Here is a 24,034-nt window from a genome sequence, read left to right on the forward strand (position 1 = left end):
GACTGCCGCGCGGCAAGGAGGGTTAAGGCACTAAGTACATGTAATTAACGCTTCTCTTCCGGACGAACTTCCGGCACCACTTGGGCACTCTGAATAGAATCGGTATGAACCTTGGCCGTCTTGTCTTCATCCTTCATCATATCGCGTGTGCCTTCCTTGAACTCACGGAACGTCCGGCCTACGGCACGTCCCAGCTCCGGCAGCTTATTGGGACCAAATAAAATCAGCGCAAGAATGATCAGCAAAATAAAACCGGTAGGACCAATTGAATTAAACATGTGGAACTCCTCCTTCATTCTCCAACCGGAACAGGTCCTGTTGTTCTCCTATCATAGCATAGCTACGCGTTTGAATTCATTATTGGATTACATTACCACGACAAAAAGCACAATTTTTCTTGACGAAAAATTGCGATGGTCCTGTCCCGGCAGCCTGGCAGCTTCCGCATCGATGCTGCAGTGCTGTCATTTCATGCCAGCAGCGATCATGAAAAAGCATTGATCTATAGTGAGCATAGGCAACCGATCAGCGTTCATCATTGGGACTAAATTGTCCGGTAATCATCAACAGCGCTTCCGGCAGCTGATCCATAATGGCAGCCAGATGCTCATGCACGCCTTTGGGCGAGCCCGGCAAATTGACGATCAGACTGCGTTCGCGAATGCCACAGATGCCGCGGAACAGCATGGCTGAACGATTCTTCTGCATGACGGTAGCCCGCATGGCTTCTGCCATTCCCGGCACTTCGCGCTGGATCACACGTCGCGTCGCTTCCGGTGTCACATCACGCTGGGCCAGCTCGGTTCCACCAGTCGTCAGGATCAGGTCGGCATTAAAATATTCCGTCATTTCAATCAGTGCAGCAATAATCTCATCCGGCTCATCCGGTACAACACGATACTCTACAATCTTGCCGCCCAGTTCTTCTTCGACCAGTTCACGGATGACCTGTGCGCTTGTATCTTCACGCTCTCCGCGTGCTCCTTTATCGCTGGCTGTGAGAATAGCCGTTCTCCAAACCATACGCTCACCCTCCCTATCTCTATGCCAATCCCTGTTCTGTGTACTCTACTCTCTTTGTGCTGCCTCTGAATCTATCGTATAGTCACCGCTTTTGCCTCCGCTTTTGGACAGCAGACGCGTCGGACCGATAATCATATCTTTTTGCAGCGCCTTGCACATATCGTAGACGGTAAGTGCAACAGCCGATGCTGCTGTCAATGCTTCCATCTCCACACCGGTTTTGCCCTCGGTCTTGACCTCGACCTCGATATACAGCTCATCCTGGTCATTATCTTCAAAGGTAATATTAATGCCGGTCAGTGGCAGTGGATGACACATCGGAATCCAGTCCGACGTACGCTTGGCCGCCTGAATACCTGCCACCTGGGCGACAGCCAGTACATCTCCCTTGCCGACCTGGCCTGCTTTGATCGCAGCCAGTGTATCCGGCTTCATGATGACACGGGTTGCAGCAACTGCTTTTCTGACCGTGCTCTGCTTGCCGGAGATATCCACCATACGTGCACGTCCCTGCTCATTAAAATGAGTCAGCTTGCCCGCAGATACCGGCAGCCCTTCGTATTGTTCATTTTCCTGATTGCTCATTCGATCCCAACTCTCCCTAGACCTGCTGCTCCGTATGCCGGTAGCCCGAAGCTGTAAATAAAATATCAATCCGAAAATCATGCGGCTCCATTGGAATGGAAGGCATCATCTGCGTTTCAAAAGCAAAAGCCCCCAATAATGGACGCCGTTTGGATGATACTGTTAACTTGTGCATAAATCGGTCATAGTACCCGCCACCATAGCCGATCCGATTGCCATATCGGTCATATCCGAGTCCTGGCACAATGACCAGATCAATCTCCTGCCACTGCTCCGGCGGAAAGGCCGGCAGTCCATCAGCCGGCTCGGGAATCCCGTAAGCGCCAGGTTCCACATCCATAATCGAATCGATACGATGCAAATGAAAAATACCCTGGTGCCGAGGATCAATACGTGGGACCAGTACCGTGTCGCCCTGCTGCCAGCAGTAATCGAGCAGCGGCAGCGTATCCGGCTCATCCCGATAGGCCAGATAGCTGAATAGAGTAATAGCGGACTTGCCGCTTGTCGTACGTAATCGTTCTATATATGACTCAGCGGCAGTGCAAATCTCTGCCGATTCTTTGATTCTCTGTGCGGGGTCCATATTCAGACGCCGCTGTTTGAGCTGCTTGCGCAAAAGAGATTTCCCAGAAGCAAAATCCATCAACTACCTCCTTCTGCAGATCAGGCTGCTTGACCGGATAGTAGGCCTGAGTCACTCATATTGACAGTGTAACACTTTCCTGTCAAAAAACCAATTTCCCTTTCCATCATTTACAGTATCGTAACCGTCCGCCGCAAAAGGAATAAGCCATGCAAAATAACGCGGTTTCATGTACACTGAATAGGATGGTCTCGGACATAGACAGACCTTTCCCGCACAATAAATGGCATGATAAACTGCCTGAAGAAGATCTACCCTCTCTAAGAAGGTCAAATAGGTTTACTTTACAGTAATAAACGACAATGATAAACGGCATGTGACGGCAGACAGCAATCCCGGTCAATCAATGACCATATTCCTGCTTGTGGCCGTACAGCTGATGACTACAATTATATTACGTTCGCGTCTGGAATTCAGACGCTTGGAAGGATGATCATAGATGTTATTACAGGCAAGCGGTATTACCAAACTATACGGCATTACCCCAATCCTCGACGGAATTAACCTGCAAATTGAGGAAAGGGAACGAATCGGTCTGGTCGGCGTCAACGGCGCCGGCAAGTCCACTCTGCTCAAAATACTGGCTGGTGAAATGTCTTATGACAGCGGCCAGGTATTTCGCAGCAAGGAACTGACACTGGGCTATCTGGCACAGAACAGCGGACTGCATCACGGCAGCACGATTGGAGAAGAAATGCGTTCGGTGTATGCCGATCTGATCGAGACGGAGCAGGAACTGCGCACCATGGAACAGCAGATTGCCGATCCGGAACGCATGACCGACGAGAAAGCCTATGCTGATCTGCTGGAACGTTATGCCCAGCGGTCCGACTGGTTCCGTGAGCGCGGCGGTTATGAGATGGAGACGCGTATCCGCAGCATCCTGCACGGAATGGGCTTTGCCGAATTCTCGCAGGATACACCGGTATCCACTCTCAGCGGCGGACAGAAGACCCGGCTCGCACTTGCCCGCATTCTGCTGCAGGCTCCTGATCTGCTGATGCTGGATGAGCCGACCAACCATCTTGATCTGGACACGCTCGCCTGGCTGGAAGATTACCTGCGTGCCTACTCCGGCGCTCTGCTGGTCGTCTCTCATGACCGTTACTTCCTCGACCGTCTCGTAACCGGCATCGTAGAGATCGAACGCCACCGTTCCAAGCGCTACACCGGTAACTACAGCCGCTATATCGATATCAAGGCCGCCGAGTACGAGACGGCAGTCAAACAGTTTGACAAACAGCAGGACGAGATTGCCAAGATGGAAGAATTTATCCAGAAAAATATCGTTCGCGCCTCCACGACCAAACGTGCCCAGAGCCGTCGCCGGGCACTGGAGAAAATGGACCGGATGGATCGCCCGCAAGGTGATCTCAAAAAAGCCAACTTCTCCTTTACCGCTTCCGTCGTCTCCGGCAAGGACGTGCTGCGCGTACACAATCTGACACTGTCTTATGAAGACAAGCAGCGGCTGTTCGAGCCGATTTCATTTGAACTGTGGCGGGGCGATATGGTCGCACTGATCGGTCCCAACGGTACCGGCAAGACGACACTGCTCAAATCCCTGATTGGCGATCACCCTCCGGATGCCGGCAAGATCGAATGGGGTGCCAAGACCAAGATCGGTTACTACGATCAGGAGCAGGGACATCTGAATCCGAACAATACCGTACTGGAAGAAGTATGGGGCAGCTTCCCTCATCTGGAGGAAGTGCGAATCCGTACGGTACTCGGTAACTTCCTGTTCAGCGGTGAGGATGTGCTGAAAAAGGTATCCGCGCTCAGCGGCGGCGAGAAAGCCCGTGTCTCTCTCACCAAACTGATGCTGCTCGAAGCCAATGTACTTATACTCGATGAGCCGACCAACCATCTCGATCTGATGAGCAAGGAAGTACTGGAGTCGGCGCTGATGGATTATGAAGGCACGCTGCTGTTCATTTCCCATGACCGTTATTTCCTCAATAAAATGGCGGAACGTATTCTGGAGCTGCGTCCGGATGGACTGACGACTTATCTCGGTAACTTTGATGATTACACCGCCAAAAAGCAGGAACTCAAGGAACTCGCCGAAGAAGCAGCTGCCGCTGTACAGGCCAAGAATGCGTCGACTGCCGCCGCTGCCGGTATACCTGCCAATTCTTACGAAGAAGGCAAACAGGCCAAGCGTGAAGAACGCAACCGCAAACGCCGGCTGGAACAGCTGGAAGTCGATATCGCTGGCTGGGAAGAACGGATCTCCGAGCTGGAAGAGCAGTTGACCCTGCCTGAGGTTTATCAGGATTATGAGGCTGTGCAGTCCCGTCAGGAAGAGATCGCCCGGCATCAGCAGGCACTGGAAGAAGCTTATGAGGAATGGGAAACCCTCGCGGCTGAATAAGCAGCTGTCAATACCTGTCCATGAATTTGTAAAACTCTTTATCTTTTTTGTAAAAAGAGCCATCCGACTTTGTAAACAGGTTTATCCACAGTTGGACGAGGTTATCAACGGAAAAATATGGATGATTTCGATTCGTTTTCGCTGATAAATCGGCTCTTTTCACTTTTATCCATATTTATCCACCGAGTTATGCACATTGTCCACAGATTTGGTGATAATTATGGTTATCTTCTATCCCCTGCTTCAAATTTAGTGAAAAGGTTAATGCAGAGCCATATTCCAATCTTATACACAATTTTCAGGGGATATGTGGATAAACTTGTTAACATCTTGACAGAATGATTAGCTCATGCTGTACATTGTAAAACCCATTATTTGCTATAAGACAGTAATATTCCATCTTTATGCCTGTAAAAAAGGCTGTTTCCACCAAGTGTATCCACTTCGGGGAACAGCCTTTTTGAGTTATCATGTAAATGTAGACAGGCTCTGGATCGTCAGCCCATCTGCGGCGAACCGGCTACCGACCATTTTTCCAGTGACAGGGACGGATCGCCCTTGATGTCCAGTCCCGAGAATTCCCCGGTCTTCCACTTGAGATAGGCCGCGGCTCCGATCATCGCTGCATTATCGGTACAATATTCAAACGGCGGGATAAGCAGTTCAATTTGCTCACGTGCACACCGCTCTGTCAGTGTTTTGCGCAGCCCTTTGTTGACGGCTACACCGCCGCACAGCAGCAGCTGACGTACGCCGTACGCTCGCACGGCACGAATCGCCTTTTCCACCAGCACTTCAACGACCGACTCCTGGAATCCGCGTGCAATCTCGGCAGTCATCGGTTCATCGCCGCGCATCTTCTTCTGGTTGACGACATTCAGCACCGCTGATTTCAGGCCGCTAAGACTGAAATCATACGATCCCGGCTCCAGCCAGGCACGCGGCAGGTCGATTGCAGATGATGCTTCCATCGCCAGATTGTCCACATAAGGACCGCCCGGATAAGGAAATCCAAGGGCGCGTGCGACCTTGTCATACGCTTCACCGACCGCATCATCGCGGGTGCTGCCAATCAGCTTGAACTGGCCTTCACGCTCCAGCAGTACCAGCTCGGTATGTCCGCCGGATACGACCAGGGCCAAAGACGGATACTGTATATCCGCCACCAGATTATTCGCATAAATATGACCGGCAATATGATGGGTACCGATCAGCGGTTTGTCCAGTGCAAAAGCCAGACTTTTGGCTGCCATAATGCCGACAAGCAGTGCACCGACAAGCCCCGGACCCTCGGTAACGGCGACTGCCGAGATATCTTCCAGTGACAATCCGGATTCGTCGATCGCCTCTTCAATCATCAGGGTAATGCTTTCCACATGCTTGCGGGAAGCGACTTCCGGTACGACACCGCCAAATGCTTTATGTGTCTCGATCTGGCTGGATACCAGATTGGACAGTACTTTTTTACCGTTCTGTACAATAGCGACCGAGGTCTCATCACAGCTCGTCTCGACCGCCAGAATGTTGCACACCTGCTGCTGGTGTTCCTGCTCTATCATGAATTATCCACGCTTCCTTCCATATTTCCGTACTCTCTCTGCTTGGGAAGCTCACACCACATAATAAGTGCATCTTCGTTGTTGTCCGAGTAATAACCTTTGCGTACGCCTGCATCGGTGAAGCCCAGCTTGCGGTACAGACGCTGTGCCGGATCATTGGTTACCCGCACCTCCAGGGTCATCCGCACCATGCCCAACTCGACAGCCCAGTCCATCAGCCGGAGCAGCAGCGTCTGCCCCAGTTTGCGCCCGCGATACGTTTCCCGGATCGCTATATTGGTAACATGGGCTTCATCCATAATCGTCCACATGCCTGCATAGCCTACGATATGATCATCCAGCTCAATGACCAGATACCGGGCAAAATGATTCATCGTCAGCTCATTGCGGAATGCTTCCTCGGTCCAGGGAAGGGTGAATGCCTCATGCTCAATTTCCATAATTTCCGTAAGATCCTCAATCGTCATCCTGCGAAGAGCCGTTTGCTCCTCACCAGGGCTGAATAGTGATTCCACAGCTGCACTTCCTTTCTTTAGGAATGACGCAGCAGATTGGCTTCCGCCTCCGACAGCTGCGTGTAATTGGGTAACAGGGTATGCACCGGATCATGCTGTCCGGCCAGCAGACGTGCTGCGCCTACCTGTCCGGCCTGCTGCGCTTCGAGTACACAGCAGCGGACATACAGGCGTTCTCCCACAATGGTACGCAGCTGCTCTGCGCGTTCAATGTGGTTGGTGGTCTCTCCAACGATCAGAATGCGCTGTGGGCGTTGATCGTCCGGCAGGGATTCATAATATTCACCAATCCGCTGCATCCACTCTTCCATCAGAATAATCCGGTCATCCTGCATCTGCTGCGGCAGCTGCTCGGATGCACTCATCCGGAACAGTCCGGTATAGACCTGCGCACGACGTGCATCGATCAGTGGAATGATCCAGTCCAGCGTGGTAGCCGTCATTGCAAATGTATCCTGCTGCTTCGTATCGTCCAGCGTCTGCACAGTATCACTGCCTGCAGCTGCAGAACCTGCATGGTAACCGCTCAGCGCGAGTGCTGCCAGGCTGGAGAATCCGGCAACCGGCAGTTTGAGTGCCCAGGCCAGTGTCTTGGCGGTGGTAACGGCAATCCGGATACCTGTGTAGGAACCCGGTCCAATCCCTACTGCAATCCCGTCCAGCTGCTGACGCGCAGTGCCGGTCTGCTCCAGCAGGGTCGTAATGCTGCTCATCAATCCTACCGAATGATTACGGTCTGCATCGCTGCTGTGTGCCGCGAGCACCCGATCTTCCTCCATCACGGCTACGGCCTGCGCCGCAGTCGCTGTATCCAAAACCAAAAACCGCTTGCGCGGTTGTCTGTTCATTTCATTCATCAATTGTCACTGACTCCATTCTGTATTAGCTCCCGGCACCATCCGGCATAGGGTTCCCCGTAACCGGTACAGGCGATCGTACGGCTGTCATCTTCATTTACGGTAATCTGTAGAGCCAGCCGATCCTCGGGCAGCAGATCCTCAATCCGGCTCGACCACTCGACCAGTGTCGCGCCTTCACCGAAAAAGTATTCATCCAACCCCAGGTCAGCCGCTTCCGCTTCACTGATCCGGTATACATCCATATGGTAAAAAGGCATGCGTCCTTGATACTCTTTGATAATCGTAAAGGTAGGGCTGTTCACCATGCCCGGGACACCGAGATGACGGGCAAACGCCTTGGAAAAATGCGTCTTGCCGGCGCCAAGATCCCCATCGAGCGTAATCATCGTACCCGGCATCGCGCGCTGCGCCAAAAAGGCTGCCAGCTGCTCCGTCTCTTCCAGGTTATGGCTCCGGTATTCATAATTCTGTTGTGGCTTCTGATTCGCCATAATTGCCTCCATTGCGAAGGACGGGAATGTGTCCACGCCAATTTCGCTTTCTATCCATAATCTTGTGCCGACACAGCCAGCAATCCTGTCCGGCCGCCGGATATTCTCCTGCGGCAGGCAGGCTGTTACAGAGATTATATCATATTCCGCTGCCGCTTAGGCCGCTCTGTTGTTTTTTGTGAGGTTGTTTGATCCTGTATCAGTCAGATCTGCCTAGAGCAGCGGTGACAGCATCCGGGACAGTGTCTCCATCGTTTTCTGCACCCGGGAACGGCGGATAAATTCATGATAATTGATCCGACTGCTCTCCTGCAGATCGCGGGTAAAGTCCTGCATCAGACGCTCAATCGTCTCCTGTTCAAACAAAATGGCAGACAGCTCAAAATTGCTGTAAAAGCTGCGCATATCCATATTGGCAGTACCGACCGACGCCAGCAGATCATCAATGATCATCACTTTGGCATGAACGAACCCTTTTTCATACTGGTGAATCCGTACGCCAACCCTCATCAGTTCCTCGATATAAGAAAGCGATGCATACTGCACAATCTGGGAGTCGGATATTTTGGGAATAATAATATCCACCTGCACCCCGCTCACCGCTGCCGTCTTGATCGCGGCATAAATACTCTGATCGGGGATAAAATATGGCGTAGTAATGCAGATTCGCCGCTTGGCAACAGCCAGTGCACTGAAGCACATTTCCTGAATCGCATTCCAGTTGCGATCCGGTCCACTCGCCACGATCAGCGCCCGTTCACGCCCGACACACTGATGCTCCGGGAAATAAACCGGATCGGTGATTCGCTGACCGGAAGCAAATTCCCAGTCCTCCAGAAATACAATCTGCAAAAAGTATACCGTATCTCCGCGGACTTCCAGATGCGTATCCCGCCAGTACCCCAGATTCGGGTCCAGTCCCAGATAATCATCCCCGATATTCAGCCCGCCGATAAAACCGACTTCCCCGTCGATCACCAGAATTTTGCGGTGATTGCGGTAATTGACTTCACGCTGGATAAAAGAGGTGAATGGCGGCAGGAAAAAGTAGAATTCCACACCTGCAGCCTTGAGCTTTTTCACAAAGGTATGTTTGAGGTGATAGCTGCCCAGTCCGTCGCACATCATGCGTACTTTGACACCGGACTGCGCTTTGCGAATAAGGATTTCGGTGAACTCCCGGCCAATCATATCATCCCGGAAAATGTAAAACTGAATGTGGATATGATGCTGAGCCTGCTCCAGTGCCTGCAGCATCGCTGTAAAGGTCGCCTTCCCATCGGTCAGCACGTCAATCTGGCTGCACGAGGTAATCGGGTTCTCGGTCAGATGGGACAGCAGCGAGAACAGACGGCCCTGGGCCAGAAATTCCTCATTGCCCATATCTTTGACTGAGCGAATCACCGCGGCCTGCTTCCAAAGCCTGCTGCGCACCTCGCGGAAAATAATCGTTCCTTTTTTGCGAATCGTTCTGCGGCTGCGGTAATTGCGTGCCACAAAGTAATACACCACAAACCCGATAAAGGGAACACAAAAAGAAATAAACATCCAGGCGACCGCTTTGGTCGGCGAACGGAATTCCAATACCAGAATCGTACCGATCTGGGAAATAAAAATAATGCACAAAATAAACAACCAGACCATGCTGTGCTTCCTTTCCGGCTAAATAAAAATAGTATACAAATCGTATCATATCAAATGCTGTACTTATTTAGCGACAATTGTACTGTTATTCATATAACCACAGCATAACCGAACTGATTCAATCCGTACCCTTGTAAAATATTCCATATGGTATGTCCGATGATTTGGAGCAGGGCAGGAAAGGATATATTCGCAGAAGTACAGCGCATAACCTCTTGCAATCACAGGAAAAACGCCCTTCCTGCCGAAAGGACGCCTTGTACAAGGATGTATGCTTATCGCTATCATTATAGAATTTAGTTTGAGTCTAGACGGCCGCCATTATGCCCGCACATCACGCTTCGTAAATGACCACCAGGCGATCAACACAAAGACCACAAAGTAGACAGCCAGCACCAGCAGCGACCAGCCAAGTGAAGTAACTCCAAACATTCCATTTGGATCTTTCATATACTGGGTCAGATCCAGATTGGCTGGCAGGAATACTTTGACAAACCAGTAATCCTTGGGCTGCAGAAAAGCCTGAAGCAGCGGCGTAATAATGTTCCCTGCAAAATACAGCAGAATCGCCAACGTAATCGCCAGTGCCGTCGAACGGAACAGCGCAGACAGCATAAATGCAAAAGCAGCCAGCATCAGCGCGCGGATATAATTGTACAGCACAAGCAGAAACAGATTGCTTTCCCCTTCTCCAAACAGACTGGATGAAGACGACGGGAACAGAATATACCCCATCACTGTTACCACGAGCAGAAACAGCAGCGTCAGCACCAGTGTAAACAAAGCCACCGACAGGAACTTGGAAGCGAGAATCTTCCAGCGCTGCCATGGACGAATCAGCAGCAGCTTGATCGTTCCGGTCGCAAACTCACCGGCAACCGAGTCCGAAGCGATAATGAGCGAAAACAGAATAACCAGAAAATACATCGCAAACGATTGCTCAATTGCCTGCTGAGCGCCAAACGGGAAGTCACCCAGATTCATCAGCACCAACATTAGCGGCGAGAAGACTACCAGGAAAATAAGCAAAATCCATGTGGATACCCGCAGATAGATCTTCAGCGTCTCATTCCAGATCAATTGCATAAAATCAGTCATGACGCTCCCCCTCTCTCGTCATCGCAAGGAACTGGTCTTCCAGCGTCTCCCGGATCGGCGTAATGCTGTAGACAGCAATGCCGTTTTGTACCAGCAGCGCATTCAACCGGGCGATCTCTTGACGGTCTGCAGCAATACTCCAGCTGCTGCCGCTCACCTGTCCGCCTCCGCCGATCCGTGCAGCCAGCTCCGGCTGATCGGTCTCAAACCGAACCATCATCTTGGCTGAAGCCGAAGCGGCGGATGGATGAGAAGCATGATCCAGATGACGCACATCCACGAGACGGCCGCCATTAATGACAGCGACGGTATCGCACATCAGCTCCATTTCGGACAGCAGATGACTGGAGACAAAGACGGTCGTGCCTTCCTCCCGGCTGAGTGCGCGTAAGTAATCGCGCAACTCACGGATTCCCTGCGGATCCAGTCCGTTGGTCGGTTCATCGAGTACGAGCAGACGCGGACGATGCAGCAGCGCCTGTGCAACACCAAGACGCTGACGCATTCCGAGAGAATAGGTGCTGACCTTGTCATAGATCCTATTACCGAGACCGACAAACTGAACCACTTCGCTGATCCGCTGCTTGTCGACGCCCGGTGACATACGGGCATACTGCATCAGATTCTGATAGCCGCTCATGTATTTGTACATTTCCGGATTTTCTACAATGGCACCAACCTTGGCGATCGCTTCCTCAAAATGGGTACGAATATTCTGGCCTTCGATCAGAATATCGCCCGAGGTGATCGACATCAGACCGACCAGCATGCGGATCGTGGTCGTCTTGCCTGAACCGTTGGGGCCGAGAAAACCGAATACCCGTCCTCTTGGCACATCCAGCGTCAGATTATCAATAATGGTCTTGGAGCCGATTTTCTTGGTCACTCCGCGGAACTGCACGACCGGCAGATCGCTGCCTGCCGGCAGTACGGCATCCAGCCGGGTATTATCGCTGGCTGGCATTGCCGGGGACGAAGGCGATTGCGAAGGCGTCGCTGATCCCGGAGATGTCGGTGTACCGGATGGATCATTTGTTGAGAGCTTATCCATAATTATGAAGCTCCTTTCTTTCGGTAGATTGGTTGATAGTAGGCTAGCTATTTCTGCCTGCTTGCTGCTTGTCGTTTTCGTTTTTCTGTTTGTTGTGTGATGCTCGTTGGCCTCTGCTATTCTGGTTCCTATGTATGGTTGCACCTGATGCACTGTTCCTGAGGACTCCGGCGTCAGGCGTTATCATTGTAACACTGCCCTGACAATAAAAAAAGAACCCGCCAACCTGCCGGAAGCATGGGACGGTCCAATCGTAAACCTGCGGCTTACAAAGACGGACCATCCGGACACTCCCGGTAGATTATACGGGTTACTTGTTAATGATAAAGGTTATATTAAACGCTGCTGTTCCACATGCACTATTCCATAATATCAAAGATAGCCAGCAGCATCATGAGACCTGCAAGCAGACTACGCACCGGAACGGGCCAGTTCACGCATATTGGCTTCAAAGGCAGCGAGCAGTGCCGCTTCGCCGGTCAGACCACTTTCGTGAACTTTGCGGATTTGTTCGGTCATCCGTTTGTAGTCTTTTGGAATGACGCGAACGAAATCCTGGGATTGATGTTCCCAATCTTCCAGTACCCGTTGTCCTGCCTGGCTGCCGGTATATTGAACATGACGCTCGATCAGTGCACGCACTTCTTCGAGTTCTTCCGGTTCCTCCAGCGACTCCAGCAGGACCATCTCCAGATTGCAGCGGCCGACAAAGTCGTGACTCGGATCGAGTACATAGGCGACACCGCCGGACATACCTGCGGCAAAGTTACGGCCGGTTGTACCGAGTACAACGACACGTCCCCCGGTCATATATTCACAGCCATGATCGCCTGTGCCTTCAACAACGATATTGGCACCGGAGTTCCGAACGGCAAACCGTTCGCCTGCAATTCCGTTAATATATGCTTCACCGCTTGTGGCTCCATACAGCGCGGTATTACCGATAATGATATTTTCTTCGGCGGCAAAGGTAGCCCGGGCATCCGGCTTCACGATGATCTTACCCCCCGATAGTCCTTTACCGACATAGTCATTACAATCTCCTTCAACCTTGAGCGTCATACCTTTCGGCACAAATGCACCAAAGCTCTGACCTGCTGAGCCTTTGAAGCTAAAGGTAATCGTATCTTCCGGCAGACCGGCTGCACCGTATTTACGGGTCACTTCGCTGCCGAGAATGGTTCCGGTCGCCCGGTTGACGTTACAAATCGCCAGTTCCGCTTGTACACGGCTGCCATTTTCCAGCGCAGGCGCTGCCAGTGGAAGCAGCTGCTGCATATCGAGCGTCTCTTCCAGCTGGTGATTCTGCTGCTGTACGTTGAAGCGTTCGCTGCCTTCCGGAAGCTTCGGCTCATGCAGCAGGACAGACAGATCCAGTCCTTTTTTCTTCCAGTGATCTGCCGCGTTCGCTGCATCGAGACAATCCAGACGGCCTACCATCTCCTGTACGGTACGGAAACCCAGCTCAGCCATAATCTCGCGCAGATCCTCTGCGACAAACTTCATAAAGTTAACCACATGCTCCGGATCGCCGGTAAAGTTCTTGCGCAGTTCCGGATTTTGCGTCGCTACGCCGACCGGACAGGTGTCCATCTGACAGACACGCATCATGATACAGCCGAGCGTAACGAGCGGCGCAGTGGAGAATCCATACTCCTCGGCACCGAGCAATGCTGCAACAGCGAGATCGCGTCCGCTCAGCATTTTGCCATCGGTCTCCAGTACGACACGGTCGCGCAGATTGTTCATAATCAGCGTCTGCTGGGTCTCGGCCAATCCAAGCTCCCACGGCAGACCCGCATGACGGATCGAACCCTGCGGAGAAGCACCTGTACCGCCGTCATAACCGCTGACAAGGATAATATCTGCACGTCCTTTGGCAACACCGGCAGCGATTGTGCCGACACCGACTTCGGATACAAGCTTCACGTTGATGGCTGCACGAGGATTGGCATTTTTGAGATCATAGATCAGTTCGGCCAGATCCTCGATGGAATAAATGTCATGGTGCGGCGGCGGTGAGATCAGACCTACGCCCGGCGTGGAACCACGCACTTCCGCTACCCATGGATATACTTTACGGCCCGGCAGCTGTCCGCCTTCGCCCGGCTTGGCACCCTGGGCCATTTTGATTTGAATTTCATCGGCATTGACCAGATAGTTGGACGTAACGCCAAACCGTCCGGAAGCGACCTGCTTGATCGCACTGCGGCGGGAATCGCCGTTGGCATCCGGTACGAAGCGGGCAGGATCTTCGCCGCCCTCACCGGTATTGCTCTTGCCGCCGATCCGGTTCATCGCAATCGCCAGACTCTCATGCGCTTCCTTGCTGATCGAACCAAAGGACATGGCGCCAGTCTTGAAGCGCCGCATGATCGATTCGATCGGCTCTACCTCTTCGAGTGGAATCGGTGCGCCGTTTGGCTTGAACTGCAGCATGGAGCGCAGGGTCAGGCGCTGTTCGTTCTCGCCTTCCACCAGGGCAGCATACTTTTTGTACAGCTTGTAATCGCCGGTACGTACGGAATGCTGCAGCAGGTGAATCGTCTGCGGGTTGAACAGATGCTGTTCCCCGTCATTGCGCCACTGATAATCGCCGCCGGAATCCAGCACACGGTCATTGCCGTCTTTGTCCGTAAAGGCACGGGTATGCTGTGACAGAGCTTCCTGAGCTACTTCTTCCAGACCGATCCCGCCAATCCGGGAAGGCGTCCAGGTGAAGTATTGATCCACAAAGTCCTGCTTCAAACCAACCGCTTCGAAGATCTGTGCGCCGCGATAGGATTGAATCGTCGAGATGCCCATTTTGGACAGGATTTTTACGACACCCTTGGTCACAGCTTTGATATAGTTTTTAACTGCTTTCTCGTGGGAAATACCACGCAGCAGCCCCTGCTTGATCATATCCTGCATCGTTTCGAATGCCAGATACGGATTGACCGCACTGATTCCGTAGCCGAGCAGCAGTGCAAAATGATGCACATCACGCGGCTCGCCGGATTCCAGCAGCAGGCTGACCCGTGTACGTGTGCCCTGACGGATCAGATGGTGATGCAAACAGGCCACTGCCAGCAGAGCCGGAATCGCTGCATTATCCTTGTCCGTACCACGGTCGGACAGAATCAGGAAATTATGTCCTTTGGCAATAACGCGGTCTGCCGCTTCGCACAGGTTCACCAGTGCAGCACGCAGTCCTTCGGCGCCTTTGGACGCCTCAAAGAAGATTGGAATCGTCATCGCCTTGAAGCCCGGACGGCGTACATGACGTACCTTGGCAAAGTCCTCATTGGACAAAATCGGCGTATTCAAAATAATCTGACGACAGCTCTCCGGCTGCGGATCGAGCAGGTTGCGCTCCGGTCCAATCGCGGTGGCTGTCGAGGTCACGATCTCTTCACGAATCGCATCGATCGGCGGATTCGTAACCTGGGCAAACATTTGTTTGAAATAGTTATACAATCGCTGCGGCTGATCCGACAGTACGGCCAGCGGTGCATCATAGCCCATCGAGCCAATCGCTTCCGCTCCAGTCGTTGCCATCGGTTCAATAACTTTGCGCAGCTCTTCAAATGTATAACCAAATGCCAATTGCAGCTGCTGTACATTGTCATGATCCGGCTGAATCGCTTCCGGTGCTTCCGGAACTTCATCCAGATTCATGAGATGCTCTTCCAGCCACTCTGCATACGGCTGCTCGGAAGCGATCTTTTCCTTGATTTCCTCGTCGGAAATAATACGGCCTTCCTGCGTGTCGATCAGCAGCATCCGTCCTGGACGCAGACGGTCTTTGTATAAAATGTCCTCTGCCGGTATATCCAGTACACCAACTTCAGAAGACAGAATAATCCGGTCATCCTTGGTTACATAATAACGTGCCGGGCGCAGACCGTTACGGTCAAGCATCGCACCAATCTGAATGCCATCGGTAAATGCCATAGCGGCAGGTCCGTCCCACGGCTCCATCAGACAGCTATGATACTGGTAAAACGCCTTCTTCTTCTCATCCATGGTGTCATGGTTGCTCCATGGCTCCGGTACCATCATCATCGCTACATGTGGCAGGGAACGACCGTTCAGATACAGGAACTCCAGCGTGTTATCAAACATCGCCGTATCCGAACCATCCGGGTTAATGACCGGACGGATCTTGTCGATATCCTCACCGAACACTTCGCTCTCAAACAGCGATTGACGGGCATGCATCCAGTTCACATTACCGCGCATCGTATTGATCTCACCATTGTGGATCATAAAGCGATACGGATGGGCACGATCCCAGCTCGGGAATGTGTTGGTACTGAAACGGGAGTGAACAAGCGCCATGGCCGATTCGAACTCTTCATCACGCAGATCCAGATAGAAATCTCCTACCTGCGCCGTCGTCAGCATTCCCTTGTAGACCACCTTGCGGCAGGACAGACTCGGAATGTAGAATGTCTCTCCGCCTGCTTCTTCCGCATAACGGATATGACGCTCGGCCAGACGGCGAATGACATACAGTTTGCGTTCAAATGCCAGTTCATCCTGACTTTGCAATGCTTCACTGCGTCCGATAAAGAACTGGCGTACGACCGGCTTGGCATCCTTGGCCGATTTGCCGAGCGTGCTGTCATCTGTCGGAACGGTACGTGCTCCAAGATACACCTGGCCTTCCTGCTCGATAATGCTTTTCAGCACAGCTTCATGACAGCTGCGCAGCTCTTCATCACGGGACAGGAACACAATCGCTACACCGTACTGACCTTTTGCGGGCAGTTCAAAACCATTGGTCTGTGCTTCCCTAACAAAAAAACGATGCGGGATCTGTACCATAATACCGGCTCCGTCACCGGAATTCGGTTCACTGCCCTGACCGCCGCGGTGCTCCATATTTTCGAGCATCGTGAGTGCCTGACTAACAATCTGGTGACTAGGTATTCCTTTGATATGCGCGGTAAATCCCATACCGCAGGCATCTTTTTCAAACTGCGGATCATATAGACCCTGCTTCGGAGGTAAACCTGTAATGTTCATAATACGCAACCTTTCTATTATGAAGTGAAATGTCAGAAGACGAGCCAGAGGACGGCCATACGAAGAAGAATGCTGCTAAAGGATAGGGTATACAAAACAGACTGCTCTCTCCATTCATTGGGATATACATCTCTGCAGATTCGAATGTAATGGAAGCAGCCTATTTGAATATAAGGTTCAGAAGAAACAGCGGAAGAATAATTATCCACTTATGGATGCAAGCGACTTACTCAGCGTATGTGATATTGTTGTAACCTAATGGGTTTTATACATTTTAACACTGAGCTCACATCATAGCAATTCAAACTTTTTATATATCCGATAAATTATTATTTTGCGTCAAAGCATTAGTGTGATAACGCAGTACAATAAATTCTGCTGTATAATCATACATTATAGTTAATATTATATTCAGTTTAGCAGAGAGTATTGAAAGTCCGTCTTTTACAGCAGTTCTTTTGCGGTTCCCCGTCAGATTTATGATGCAGAGACAGAGGGAACTGGCTAGTTGATCCGTCAACAGACAAAAACGCACAGCCCCGTTGGATAGGGCTGTGCGTTTTTGTATTGCCTGATGCTGCATATGGATTGATCCAGTTAATCTGTTCCTTGCTGCTGCTCTATGAATTCCAAAATCCGTTCACCGACGGATTCATCAAATGTCTACACTCTCGCCGACCTGAAGAACAGAGCCTTGCAGCCCTTTCTTTTGCAGTGCAGCGACAAAAGCATCTCCATCCTGCTCAATCGCCGGGAAGGTATTGTAATGCACAGGAATGACATGGCCTGCTTTGACCCACTCTGCAGCCAGCAGTGCATCTTCCGGACCCATCGTATAAAAGTCACCGATAGGCAGGGCAGCTGCGTCAATTTTGTTCAATTCCCCGATCAGCTTCATATCTCCGAACAGTGCTGTATCGCCTGCATGGTACAGCGTCTTGCCACCCATCGTCAGCAGGATCCCCGCTGGTTCGCCGAGATAGACGACCTGATCGCCATCCTGGATAGAGGACGTATGGAATGCGAGTGTGAATTTGACTTTGAAGCCGTCAAACTGTTTGGCACCACCAAGGTTCATACCTACCACTTCAGGCGCTCCCTTGCCGGCTGCATACTGCGCCAGTTCAACGATTGCAATCACCGGACAATTATTATTCTGGGCAATCTCCACCGTGTCACCATAATGATCAGCGTGACCATGTGTCAAAATAACCGCATCCACCTGGATGTCTTTGAGATCAATATTGACTTGCGGATTGCCGGACAGGAATGGGTCGATAATAACCTTTTTGCCGCCTTCTTCGACCAGCAGACAGGATTGACCGTAATATGTGATTTTCATGGATGAAGCACCTCCGGGATTGAATTGATTTTCCACCGTTTATTGTACCACCATCGATCGCAGATGTGTAACTCTGCAGGGCAGAACGGAACAAGCTCCAGGAATCGGCAGCTTATTTATAAAACGTATGGTGACCAATTTGCTCCACTTTGGTTCGGGTATTGGGAATATCAAAATCAGTCGCCAGGGAAAGCGACACAAAATAATACGTATTATCCGGAACTTCCTTGCGGCCTTCCAGCGCTTCATGCACTGCTTTTACCGAATCGGCGTTAGGTGTCACACGCTCGAATCTGCCGTTGGTTACCGGGGAAAATTGATATCTCTGATAGATTACATCTTTAATCGTGTCGGGGAAATTAGCGGACCGCAGCCGGTTTAAGACAACATTGGCAACTGCCACTTTGCCTTCGTACGGTTCGCCTTCAGCTTCTGCCATAACGATACGTTCAAGCAGGAGCTGCTCTTTATCAGACAATGCGTAGGTCCAGGTAGCCTGAGATTTGTTGCTCTGGCTAAGCAGCTTTGTCCGAGTAAAGTATAAGTGGGTTGGGGTGGAATCACTAATGGACGAACTTGCCGTCACTGCCGCCGGCATTGCTTTTGCCTTGGCTGTAGCGGTGTTCGCCTTGAGTTGTGCAGCTTTTTTCTTGTGCTGTTCCGCTTTGAGTGCTGCAGCTTCTTCTGCCTTGACCTGATAAATCAGCTTTTGGGTATGATTATGGTTCCATGTCATAAATGCCGTGTCGGTCCTGACATTCTGGGCATGAGAAACTGAACCTGCCGGCTGCGCACCCCATGCAGGCAGCTCAGTAAAGGATTGTTGGCTCGTCATTTTGGAATCCATCCAGAAAGGGAGGGACATAACGAATATAAAAAGCACGCCGAGTAAAGGCGTAATCCACTGATTGCGTCTAATAAAATCCATTTTCTTCCTCCAGTACTGTTAGCATACTCCTAACCCTATGTAACCTTTTTGACCTTCCATTTGAATACACCAACATTCAAATTTTGAATCACATTCAGTTTCACAGCGTTATTTTCTCTCCGGTGATGCGGAGCAATGCCAACTTGAATTTGAATCTCCGGATTTTCCGGAATTCAATACTTATTTGAGCATGATGATCATGCTGTTCCCCTATAAAATGCCGCCGGATTGCAGCAGCAAGTATATTATTATAACTTGTTTACTTTTGTCAAATTGACAAAATCGCCATTTTAGGCTTGGTCATCTGCCGGATAGTGGAAATGTGCCTGCAATCTCATACATCGGCTGCTGCCCGAGACATGTCCGGTACAGTACCATTTCATCGACGAGCCAGCTATCCGGCGATGGGTAGTCTTCCGGCGTCAGTTCGGCAAACGGGGCGCTGCCGTTATATTTGCGGGCTACTGTCAGATGCGGATGATAGGGACGCTGCTCGGGTGTAAACCCCAGCGGTATGCACATCTGCTGCACTTCAGCCTGCAGATGATGCAGGCTGTCCGTCTCTCCCTGCGGTTCAATCCACAATACACGCGGCGCTGATGGATTGCCGAACACTCCGGCTCCGCCCAGCTGAAGTTGAAATGGCGGTACAACAGCTGCAGCCTGCTGCAACGCAGCACTCAGCTGCGGCAGTCGGTCCACATCCACATCACCAAAAAACTGAAGTGTAATATGCAGATCATCAGCGTAGGTCCAGCGGCGAAAAGAATACCGTTCCTGCGCTTGCCGGCTCCATGCCGCCAATGTAGGGGCTGCTTCACCTTTAATCTGCAAAGCGGCAAATACACGTTCCTGTCCTGTCTGAGTCCCCATCCTTACACTCCCTTTCACCTGTCATTCTATTTGGATCATATGCTTGAAGTACATTCATCATAAATCAAAGTATGATTATTTACGAACACCTGTTCCGAACGATCTCAACCAGTATACACTAATCTTCAAAACAGTGCAAAACTATTGGCGGAAATTACACTGCGGATTCGATGCTGCTCAGGGCAGGTAATATCGTAAAGTAAGGTTTGTCCTGATGGAAGTCATTTGGTCTGCAAGCGTTAATTTGTTATCATTTGGAAGATACGTACATTATTATTCATTATCATTATTCATTAACCGGGGAGGTACATTTATGTCCAAGATCGTGGTTCTTCAGCATCTCAGCGAGTCACAGCAACAGAAAATACAGCAAGCTGCATCCTCTTATGAAATCGTGACTGTTCCGGTTCGTGAAGCGGATCACTCCGTATTGGCGGATGCCGAAGTCATTCTCGGATGGTCGCGCAAACTTCAGGATTTTATTTTGTCGGATCAGTGTCCGGTAAAATGGATACAGACCTGGTCGGCAGGTGTGGATAAAATGCCGATGAAGCAGCTGGAACAAAAGCACGTACTGCTCACCAGCGCGAACGGCGTGCATACGATCCCGATCTCGGAGCAGATTTTTGCCTACATGCTTGCATTTTCACGCAATCTGCACCGGGCTGTTCGCAATCAGGAAAAACATTCCTGGGACGAGAGCGGTAACTTTACCGAATTGCATGGTAAGACGATCGTTATCGTTGGTGTCGGCAATATCGGAGCAGGAACCGCCCAGCTGGCCAAAGCATTTGGCATGCGGACAATCGGTGTAAGACGGTCAGGCAAGGAACAGGAAGGCATCGACCGGATGTATAAGATGGATGAGCTGGATGAAGCGCTGGGTGAAGGAGATTATATCGTTAATATTCTTCCGCTTACCGGCGAGACCGAAAAGCTGTTCAATAAGGGCCGCTTTGCAGTAATGAAGGATAACAGCATATTTATTAATGTAGGCCGAGGGCCGACTGTGGACACGGATGCGCTCGTCGATGCTCTTCAATCCAGCCGGATTGCCGGAGCGGGACTGGACGTTTTTGACCCTGAGCCGCTGCCGGAAGATCATCCGCTCTGGGACATGGAACAGGTGATCATTACGCCGCATATTGCAGGCAGCAATGAGCATTATACCGACCGTGTTATCGATATTTTCGTCGAAAATCTCAAGGCCTATCAAGGCGGTCAGACGCTGCCGGTTAATCTGGTGGATTATAGCAGACAATACTAATTCTAGTGTGCATATGTAGAGATTGATGTATAGAAAAAAGAGGCGACTCTTCCTTCACGAATCGCCTCTTTTTCGTTTGTAAATCAGGATAATTCCCGATTTTATAGTTAAATTGAACTGTATATTCAATCATTACATGTAATAAATATGTTTTTTTCAATTTTTCGACATCGAAAATCAGCCGGATGACGGTGTCCATGAGACAATCGATTCATAGACGTTAATGCGCTCCTGGTAACGATTCAGCGGGCAAATCAACAATAGTTCGTCTGCCCTATATTTTAGGCACACTTCTTGAAATTGCTGCCAGATGGACTCTTTGCCACCTACGAGCGGCGGAGGAATCTCTTCACCAATGGAAGCAATTCCTGCCGGTGAACTTTTCCAACGCTCATATAACCGTTCGGCTTCCCGGTCGGTATGGCCGGCAATGACACGCACAGCCAGAATGACTCTGGGCTGCGGATGCAGACGTGAAGGTTGAAAATTGTCCCGGTACTGCTGAATTGCAGCCAGCCCATCGCTTCCACTCATAAAATAGCCGAATACATATCCTGTTCCATTTTTCGCTGCCAGAGCGGCACTTTTACGGTTGGTACCGAGCATCCAGCATTCCAGAGGATAGACAGGCTGGGGACGTGCCAGCACCTGTGTATCTTCTACCCTGTATTCGTCCTGCAGAAGACTACGCAGGTCCTTCACCAGCTCGGGCATCTGTGCCACATGGGATAAATAGTTGCCACTGAGTGCAATCGCCGCATGAGCAGAACCGCCCGGAGCGCGTCCGATTCCCAGATCAATACGCCCGGGATACAAGGCTCCCAGCATGCGAAACGTCTCGGCTACTTTCATCGGGCGGTAATGAGGCAGCAGCACGGCTCCGGCTCCGAGACGAATCGATGAAGTGCGTGAACCGATATGAGCCAGCAGAATTTCGGGAGCCGTACAGGCCAGCTGTGCCATATCATGATGCTCGGATAGCCAAAAGCGGTGGTAACCGGAATTCTCCGCCATGATCGCCAGCTGCACCGAACGTTCCAGCGCTGCTTCTACCGAGGCGCCTTCCAGTACAGGTGACATATCCAGTATGCCAAGAGGTATCTTCTCGTAAGTCATGGATGCACCCTCCTCTATTCATTTTGCGATAGATTGCAGCTGTATGTTTCGGGTGTAGAATGTTCATTTGTATGCATACATTATAATAGTAGAAAGTCGTTTGGAATCTGCTGAATCCCCAGCGAATTTCCCTGTTACAGCCGCAGGTTCAGGCCCTTTTACAGTTATACACGGTCGGGGATCATCAAGTCGTATTTCCGACAATGTATAGTGATCAGTCTACATCGTAGATGGAGCCGACTTTGAGTCCGTACAATTCATTATAGATTTTCTCGGCAAATGCGTCGGTCATGCCGGCGATATAATCAATAATCATGCGTTCCCATGTCCATACCGGCTCGGGACTGGCCTGATCATGTTCAAACCGCTGCAGCCAATCCGGCGGCATGATTGCCATGGACGTCTCCTGGTCGACAAAGGCTTTCCACAGACGGCGGATAATCCATTCGCTGCGCTTTTGCAGACGCTGTACCCGCAGATCACGAATCATGGTCACCCAGGCAAAACTTTTGAGTACACTCACCGTACGCAGCATATCCTCGTCTTCCCTGTTATCATAGACGAAGGTGACCTTTTTCCAATCCTTATCTTCGATCACGCCCAGCTGGCTGACAAAATGGTTCACCCAGTACGCTTTGACCTCGCGACGGGTACGCGAGTAATCCAGTCCGCATGTCGGCAGCTTCTCCCGCCATACCCGCAGATACGTATTCAGCACCTCATCGACTTTGGCTTCGATCTGCTGATTGTTCCACCCTCTCCAGAAACGATCTTCCAGAGTCGTAATCTTCTCCATAATCAGGTGGCGAATATGAGGATCATGCATGAAGTGTTCATGCACCTCTATCTTGCCTGCCTTGATGCCATCTTCCAGATCATGCGCCGAATAGGCGATATCATCGCACAGATCCATCAGCTGCGCTTCCAGCGTGGTCTTGCCGTCAGGAATTCCCCATGCCTGGCGAATCTGGCGAATATACTGCCATTCGCGCTGATACAATCCTTTTTTGTTGACCATACCGGAATATGGATATTTGTTAATACCGAGCAGTACGGCATCACACAGATTCAACCCGTCCAGATTTTCCCTTTTCTCCAGGAACATGATCAACCGGAAATTATGCGCATTGCCTTCGAAATGCTCGTATTTCTCACGGATCTGCAGATGGATCTGTTCCCGCTCTTCTTCGGTGACCACTTTGCCCTGCAGTGCTTCGGCGGTCTTCTGCTCGATCCAGTCTTCCAGAATATGAGCGAGTACTTCTTCGCCTTTGTGTCCAAATGGCGGGTGTCCGAAATCATGGGCAATTGAAGCGCACTCCACCACTTCGGGATGGATAATCAGACCGGGATTGTCTGCCCGCTGTTCATCAATCTCCGGGTAACGACTAAGCAGACTTTTGGCTGCCTGTCTGGCAATCTGGGCCACTTCCAGGGAATGGGTCAGCCGTGTGCGATAATAATCGCCGGTGCCTGCTCCGAATACCTGGGATTTGCCCTGCAGCCGACGGAATGTCGGGGAATGAATCAGCCGGGAATAGTCCCGCTCGTATGCTTCACGGGAAGCTTCATGTTTGTCTTCCTCGTATTGACGATGTTCACGCAATGATTTTAGTTCTGCAAATTTATCCATATCATGTTCTCCT

The 24,034-nt window shown here is 50.9% G+C and carries 19 protein-coding genes; 2 read left to right on the forward strand and 17 right to left on the reverse strand.

All coding sequences use genetic code 11. From position 1 onward, the window contains the following. Nucleotides 1–44 precede the first annotated feature (44 nt). The 4 genes from tatA to WH45_RS03890 form a co-directional block, all read right to left on the reverse strand. Nucleotides 45–278: a twin-arginine translocase TatA/TatE family subunit gene (tatA, locus tag WH45_RS03875; RefSeq protein ID WP_046213087.1), complete on the reverse strand. Its 234-nt coding sequence runs from the start codon at nt 276–278 to the stop codon at nt 45–47. Between the two features lie 247 nt (nt 279–525). After that, nucleotides 526–1,023 (reverse strand): MogA/MoaB family molybdenum cofactor biosynthesis protein, encoded by a 498-nt coding sequence (locus WH45_RS03880; protein WP_046213088.1) that lies wholly within the window; start codon nt 1,021–1,023, stop codon nt 526–528. 45 nt (nt 1,024–1,068) lie between these two features. Beyond that, nucleotides 1,069–1,608, reverse strand: coding sequence for a cyclic pyranopterin monophosphate synthase MoaC (gene moaC, locus WH45_RS03885; protein WP_046213089.1), 540 nt, complete (start codon nt 1,606–1,608; stop codon nt 1,069–1,071). Between the two features lie 16 nt (nt 1,609–1,624). Beyond that, the gene (locus WH45_RS03890; protein WP_046213090.1) at nt 1,625–2,254 is read right to left on the reverse strand and encodes a 5-formyltetrahydrofolate cyclo-ligase; all 630 of its coding nucleotides are present in this window, start codon (nt 2,252–2,254) and stop codon (nt 1,625–1,627) included. Between the two features lie 439 nt (nt 2,255–2,693). Here WH45_RS03890 and WH45_RS03895 point away from each other — a divergent pair, with 439 nt between their 5' ends. Continuing rightward, complete coding sequence (locus WH45_RS03895; protein WP_046213091.1) at nt 2,694–4,631, forward strand: ABC-F family ATP-binding cassette domain-containing protein; 1,938 nt, start codon at nt 2,694–2,696, stop codon at nt 4,629–4,631. A 497-nt stretch (nt 4,632–5,128) separates the two neighbouring features. Here WH45_RS03895 and tsaD read toward each other — a convergent pair whose 3' ends face one another. From tsaD to thpR, 11 genes are all read right to left on the reverse strand, one after another. After that, nucleotides 5,129–6,190 (reverse strand): tRNA (adenosine(37)-N6)-threonylcarbamoyltransferase complex transferase subunit TsaD, encoded by a 1,062-nt coding sequence (tsaD, locus tag WH45_RS03900; protein WP_046213092.1) that lies wholly within the window; start codon nt 6,188–6,190, stop codon nt 5,129–5,131. Continuing rightward, a complete protein-coding gene (rimI, locus tag WH45_RS03905; RefSeq protein ID WP_046213093.1) occupies nt 6,187–6,657 on the reverse strand; it encodes a ribosomal protein S18-alanine N-acetyltransferase in 471 nt (156 codons plus the stop codon). The genes tsaD and rimI overlap by 4 nt, the downstream gene beginning before the upstream one ends. 65 nt (nt 6,658–6,722) lie before the next feature. After that, nucleotides 6,723–7,562: a tRNA (adenosine(37)-N6)-threonylcarbamoyltransferase complex dimerization subunit type 1 TsaB gene (tsaB, locus tag WH45_RS03910; protein ID WP_046213094.1), complete on the reverse strand. Its 840-nt coding sequence runs from the start codon at nt 7,560–7,562 to the stop codon at nt 6,723–6,725. Continuing rightward, a complete protein-coding gene (gene tsaE, locus WH45_RS03915; RefSeq protein WP_046213095.1) occupies nt 7,562–8,056 on the reverse strand; it encodes a tRNA (adenosine(37)-N6)-threonylcarbamoyltransferase complex ATPase subunit type 1 TsaE in 495 nt (164 codons plus the stop codon). The genes tsaB and tsaE overlap by 1 nt, the downstream gene beginning before the upstream one ends. Nucleotides 8,057–8,269: 213 nt before the next feature. Further along, on the reverse strand, nt 8,270–9,700 hold the full coding sequence (gene cls / locus WH45_RS03920) for a cardiolipin synthase (RefSeq protein WP_046213096.1): 1,431 nt from the start codon (nt 9,698–9,700) through the stop codon (nt 8,270–8,272). 321 nt (nt 9,701–10,021) lie between these two features. Next, a complete protein-coding gene (locus WH45_RS03925) occupies nt 10,022–10,798 on the reverse strand; it encodes an ABC transporter permease (protein ID WP_046213097.1) in 777 nt (258 codons plus the stop codon). Beyond that, nucleotides 10,791–11,762, reverse strand: a complete 972-nt coding sequence (locus tag WH45_RS03930) for an ABC transporter ATP-binding protein (protein WP_046213305.1) — start codon at nt 11,760–11,762, stop codon at nt 10,791–10,793. The genes WH45_RS03925 and WH45_RS03930 overlap by 8 nt, the downstream gene beginning before the upstream one ends. 498 nt (nt 11,763–12,260) lie before the next feature. Continuing rightward, nucleotides 12,261–16,862: a glutamate synthase large subunit gene (gene gltB / locus WH45_RS03940; protein WP_046213099.1), complete on the reverse strand. Its 4,602-nt coding sequence runs from the start codon at nt 16,860–16,862 to the stop codon at nt 12,261–12,263. 655 nt (nt 16,863–17,517) lie between these two features. After that, nucleotides 17,518–18,204 carry a metal-dependent hydrolase gene (locus WH45_RS03945; protein WP_046213100.1) on the reverse strand — a complete coding sequence of 229 codons (687 nt, stop codon included), beginning with the start codon at nt 18,202–18,204 and terminating at the stop codon, nt 17,518–17,520. A gap of 112 nt (nt 18,205–18,316) precedes the next feature. Continuing rightward, nucleotides 18,317–19,132 carry a cell wall hydrolase gene (locus WH45_RS03950; RefSeq protein ID WP_046213101.1) on the reverse strand — a complete coding sequence of 272 codons (816 nt, stop codon included), beginning with the start codon at nt 19,130–19,132 and terminating at the stop codon, nt 18,317–18,319. Between the two features lie 300 nt (nt 19,133–19,432). Next, nucleotides 19,433–20,005 (reverse strand): RNA 2',3'-cyclic phosphodiesterase, encoded by a 573-nt coding sequence (gene thpR, locus WH45_RS03955; protein ID WP_052723610.1) that lies wholly within the window; start codon nt 20,003–20,005, stop codon nt 19,433–19,435. A gap of 313 nt (nt 20,006–20,318) precedes the next feature. On the opposite strand from thpR, the gene WH45_RS03960 reads away from it, so the two are divergent. Then, nucleotides 20,319–21,272, forward strand: a complete 954-nt coding sequence (locus tag WH45_RS03960; protein ID WP_046213102.1) for a D-2-hydroxyacid dehydrogenase — start codon at nt 20,319–20,321, stop codon at nt 21,270–21,272. A gap of 177 nt (nt 21,273–21,449) precedes the next feature. On the opposite strand, the gene WH45_RS03965 is transcribed toward WH45_RS03960, so the two are convergent. Both WH45_RS03965 and WH45_RS03970 read right to left on the reverse strand, forming a co-directional pair. Continuing rightward, nucleotides 21,450–22,388 carry an MsnO8 family LLM class oxidoreductase gene (locus WH45_RS03965; RefSeq protein WP_046213103.1) on the reverse strand — a complete coding sequence of 313 codons (939 nt, stop codon included), beginning with the start codon at nt 22,386–22,388 and terminating at the stop codon, nt 21,450–21,452. 214 nt (nt 22,389–22,602) lie between these two features. Then, nucleotides 22,603–24,021, reverse strand: coding sequence for a deoxyguanosinetriphosphate triphosphohydrolase family protein (locus WH45_RS03970; protein WP_046213104.1), 1,419 nt, complete (start codon nt 24,019–24,021; stop codon nt 22,603–22,605). Between the last annotated feature and the right edge of the window lie 13 nt (nt 24,022–24,034).

It is taken from the genome of Paenibacillus wulumuqiensis, from assembly GCF_000971965.1.
In the GTDB taxonomy this organism is placed as follows: domain Bacteria; phylum Bacillota; class Bacilli; order Paenibacillales; family Paenibacillaceae; genus Saccharibacillus; species Saccharibacillus wulumuqiensis.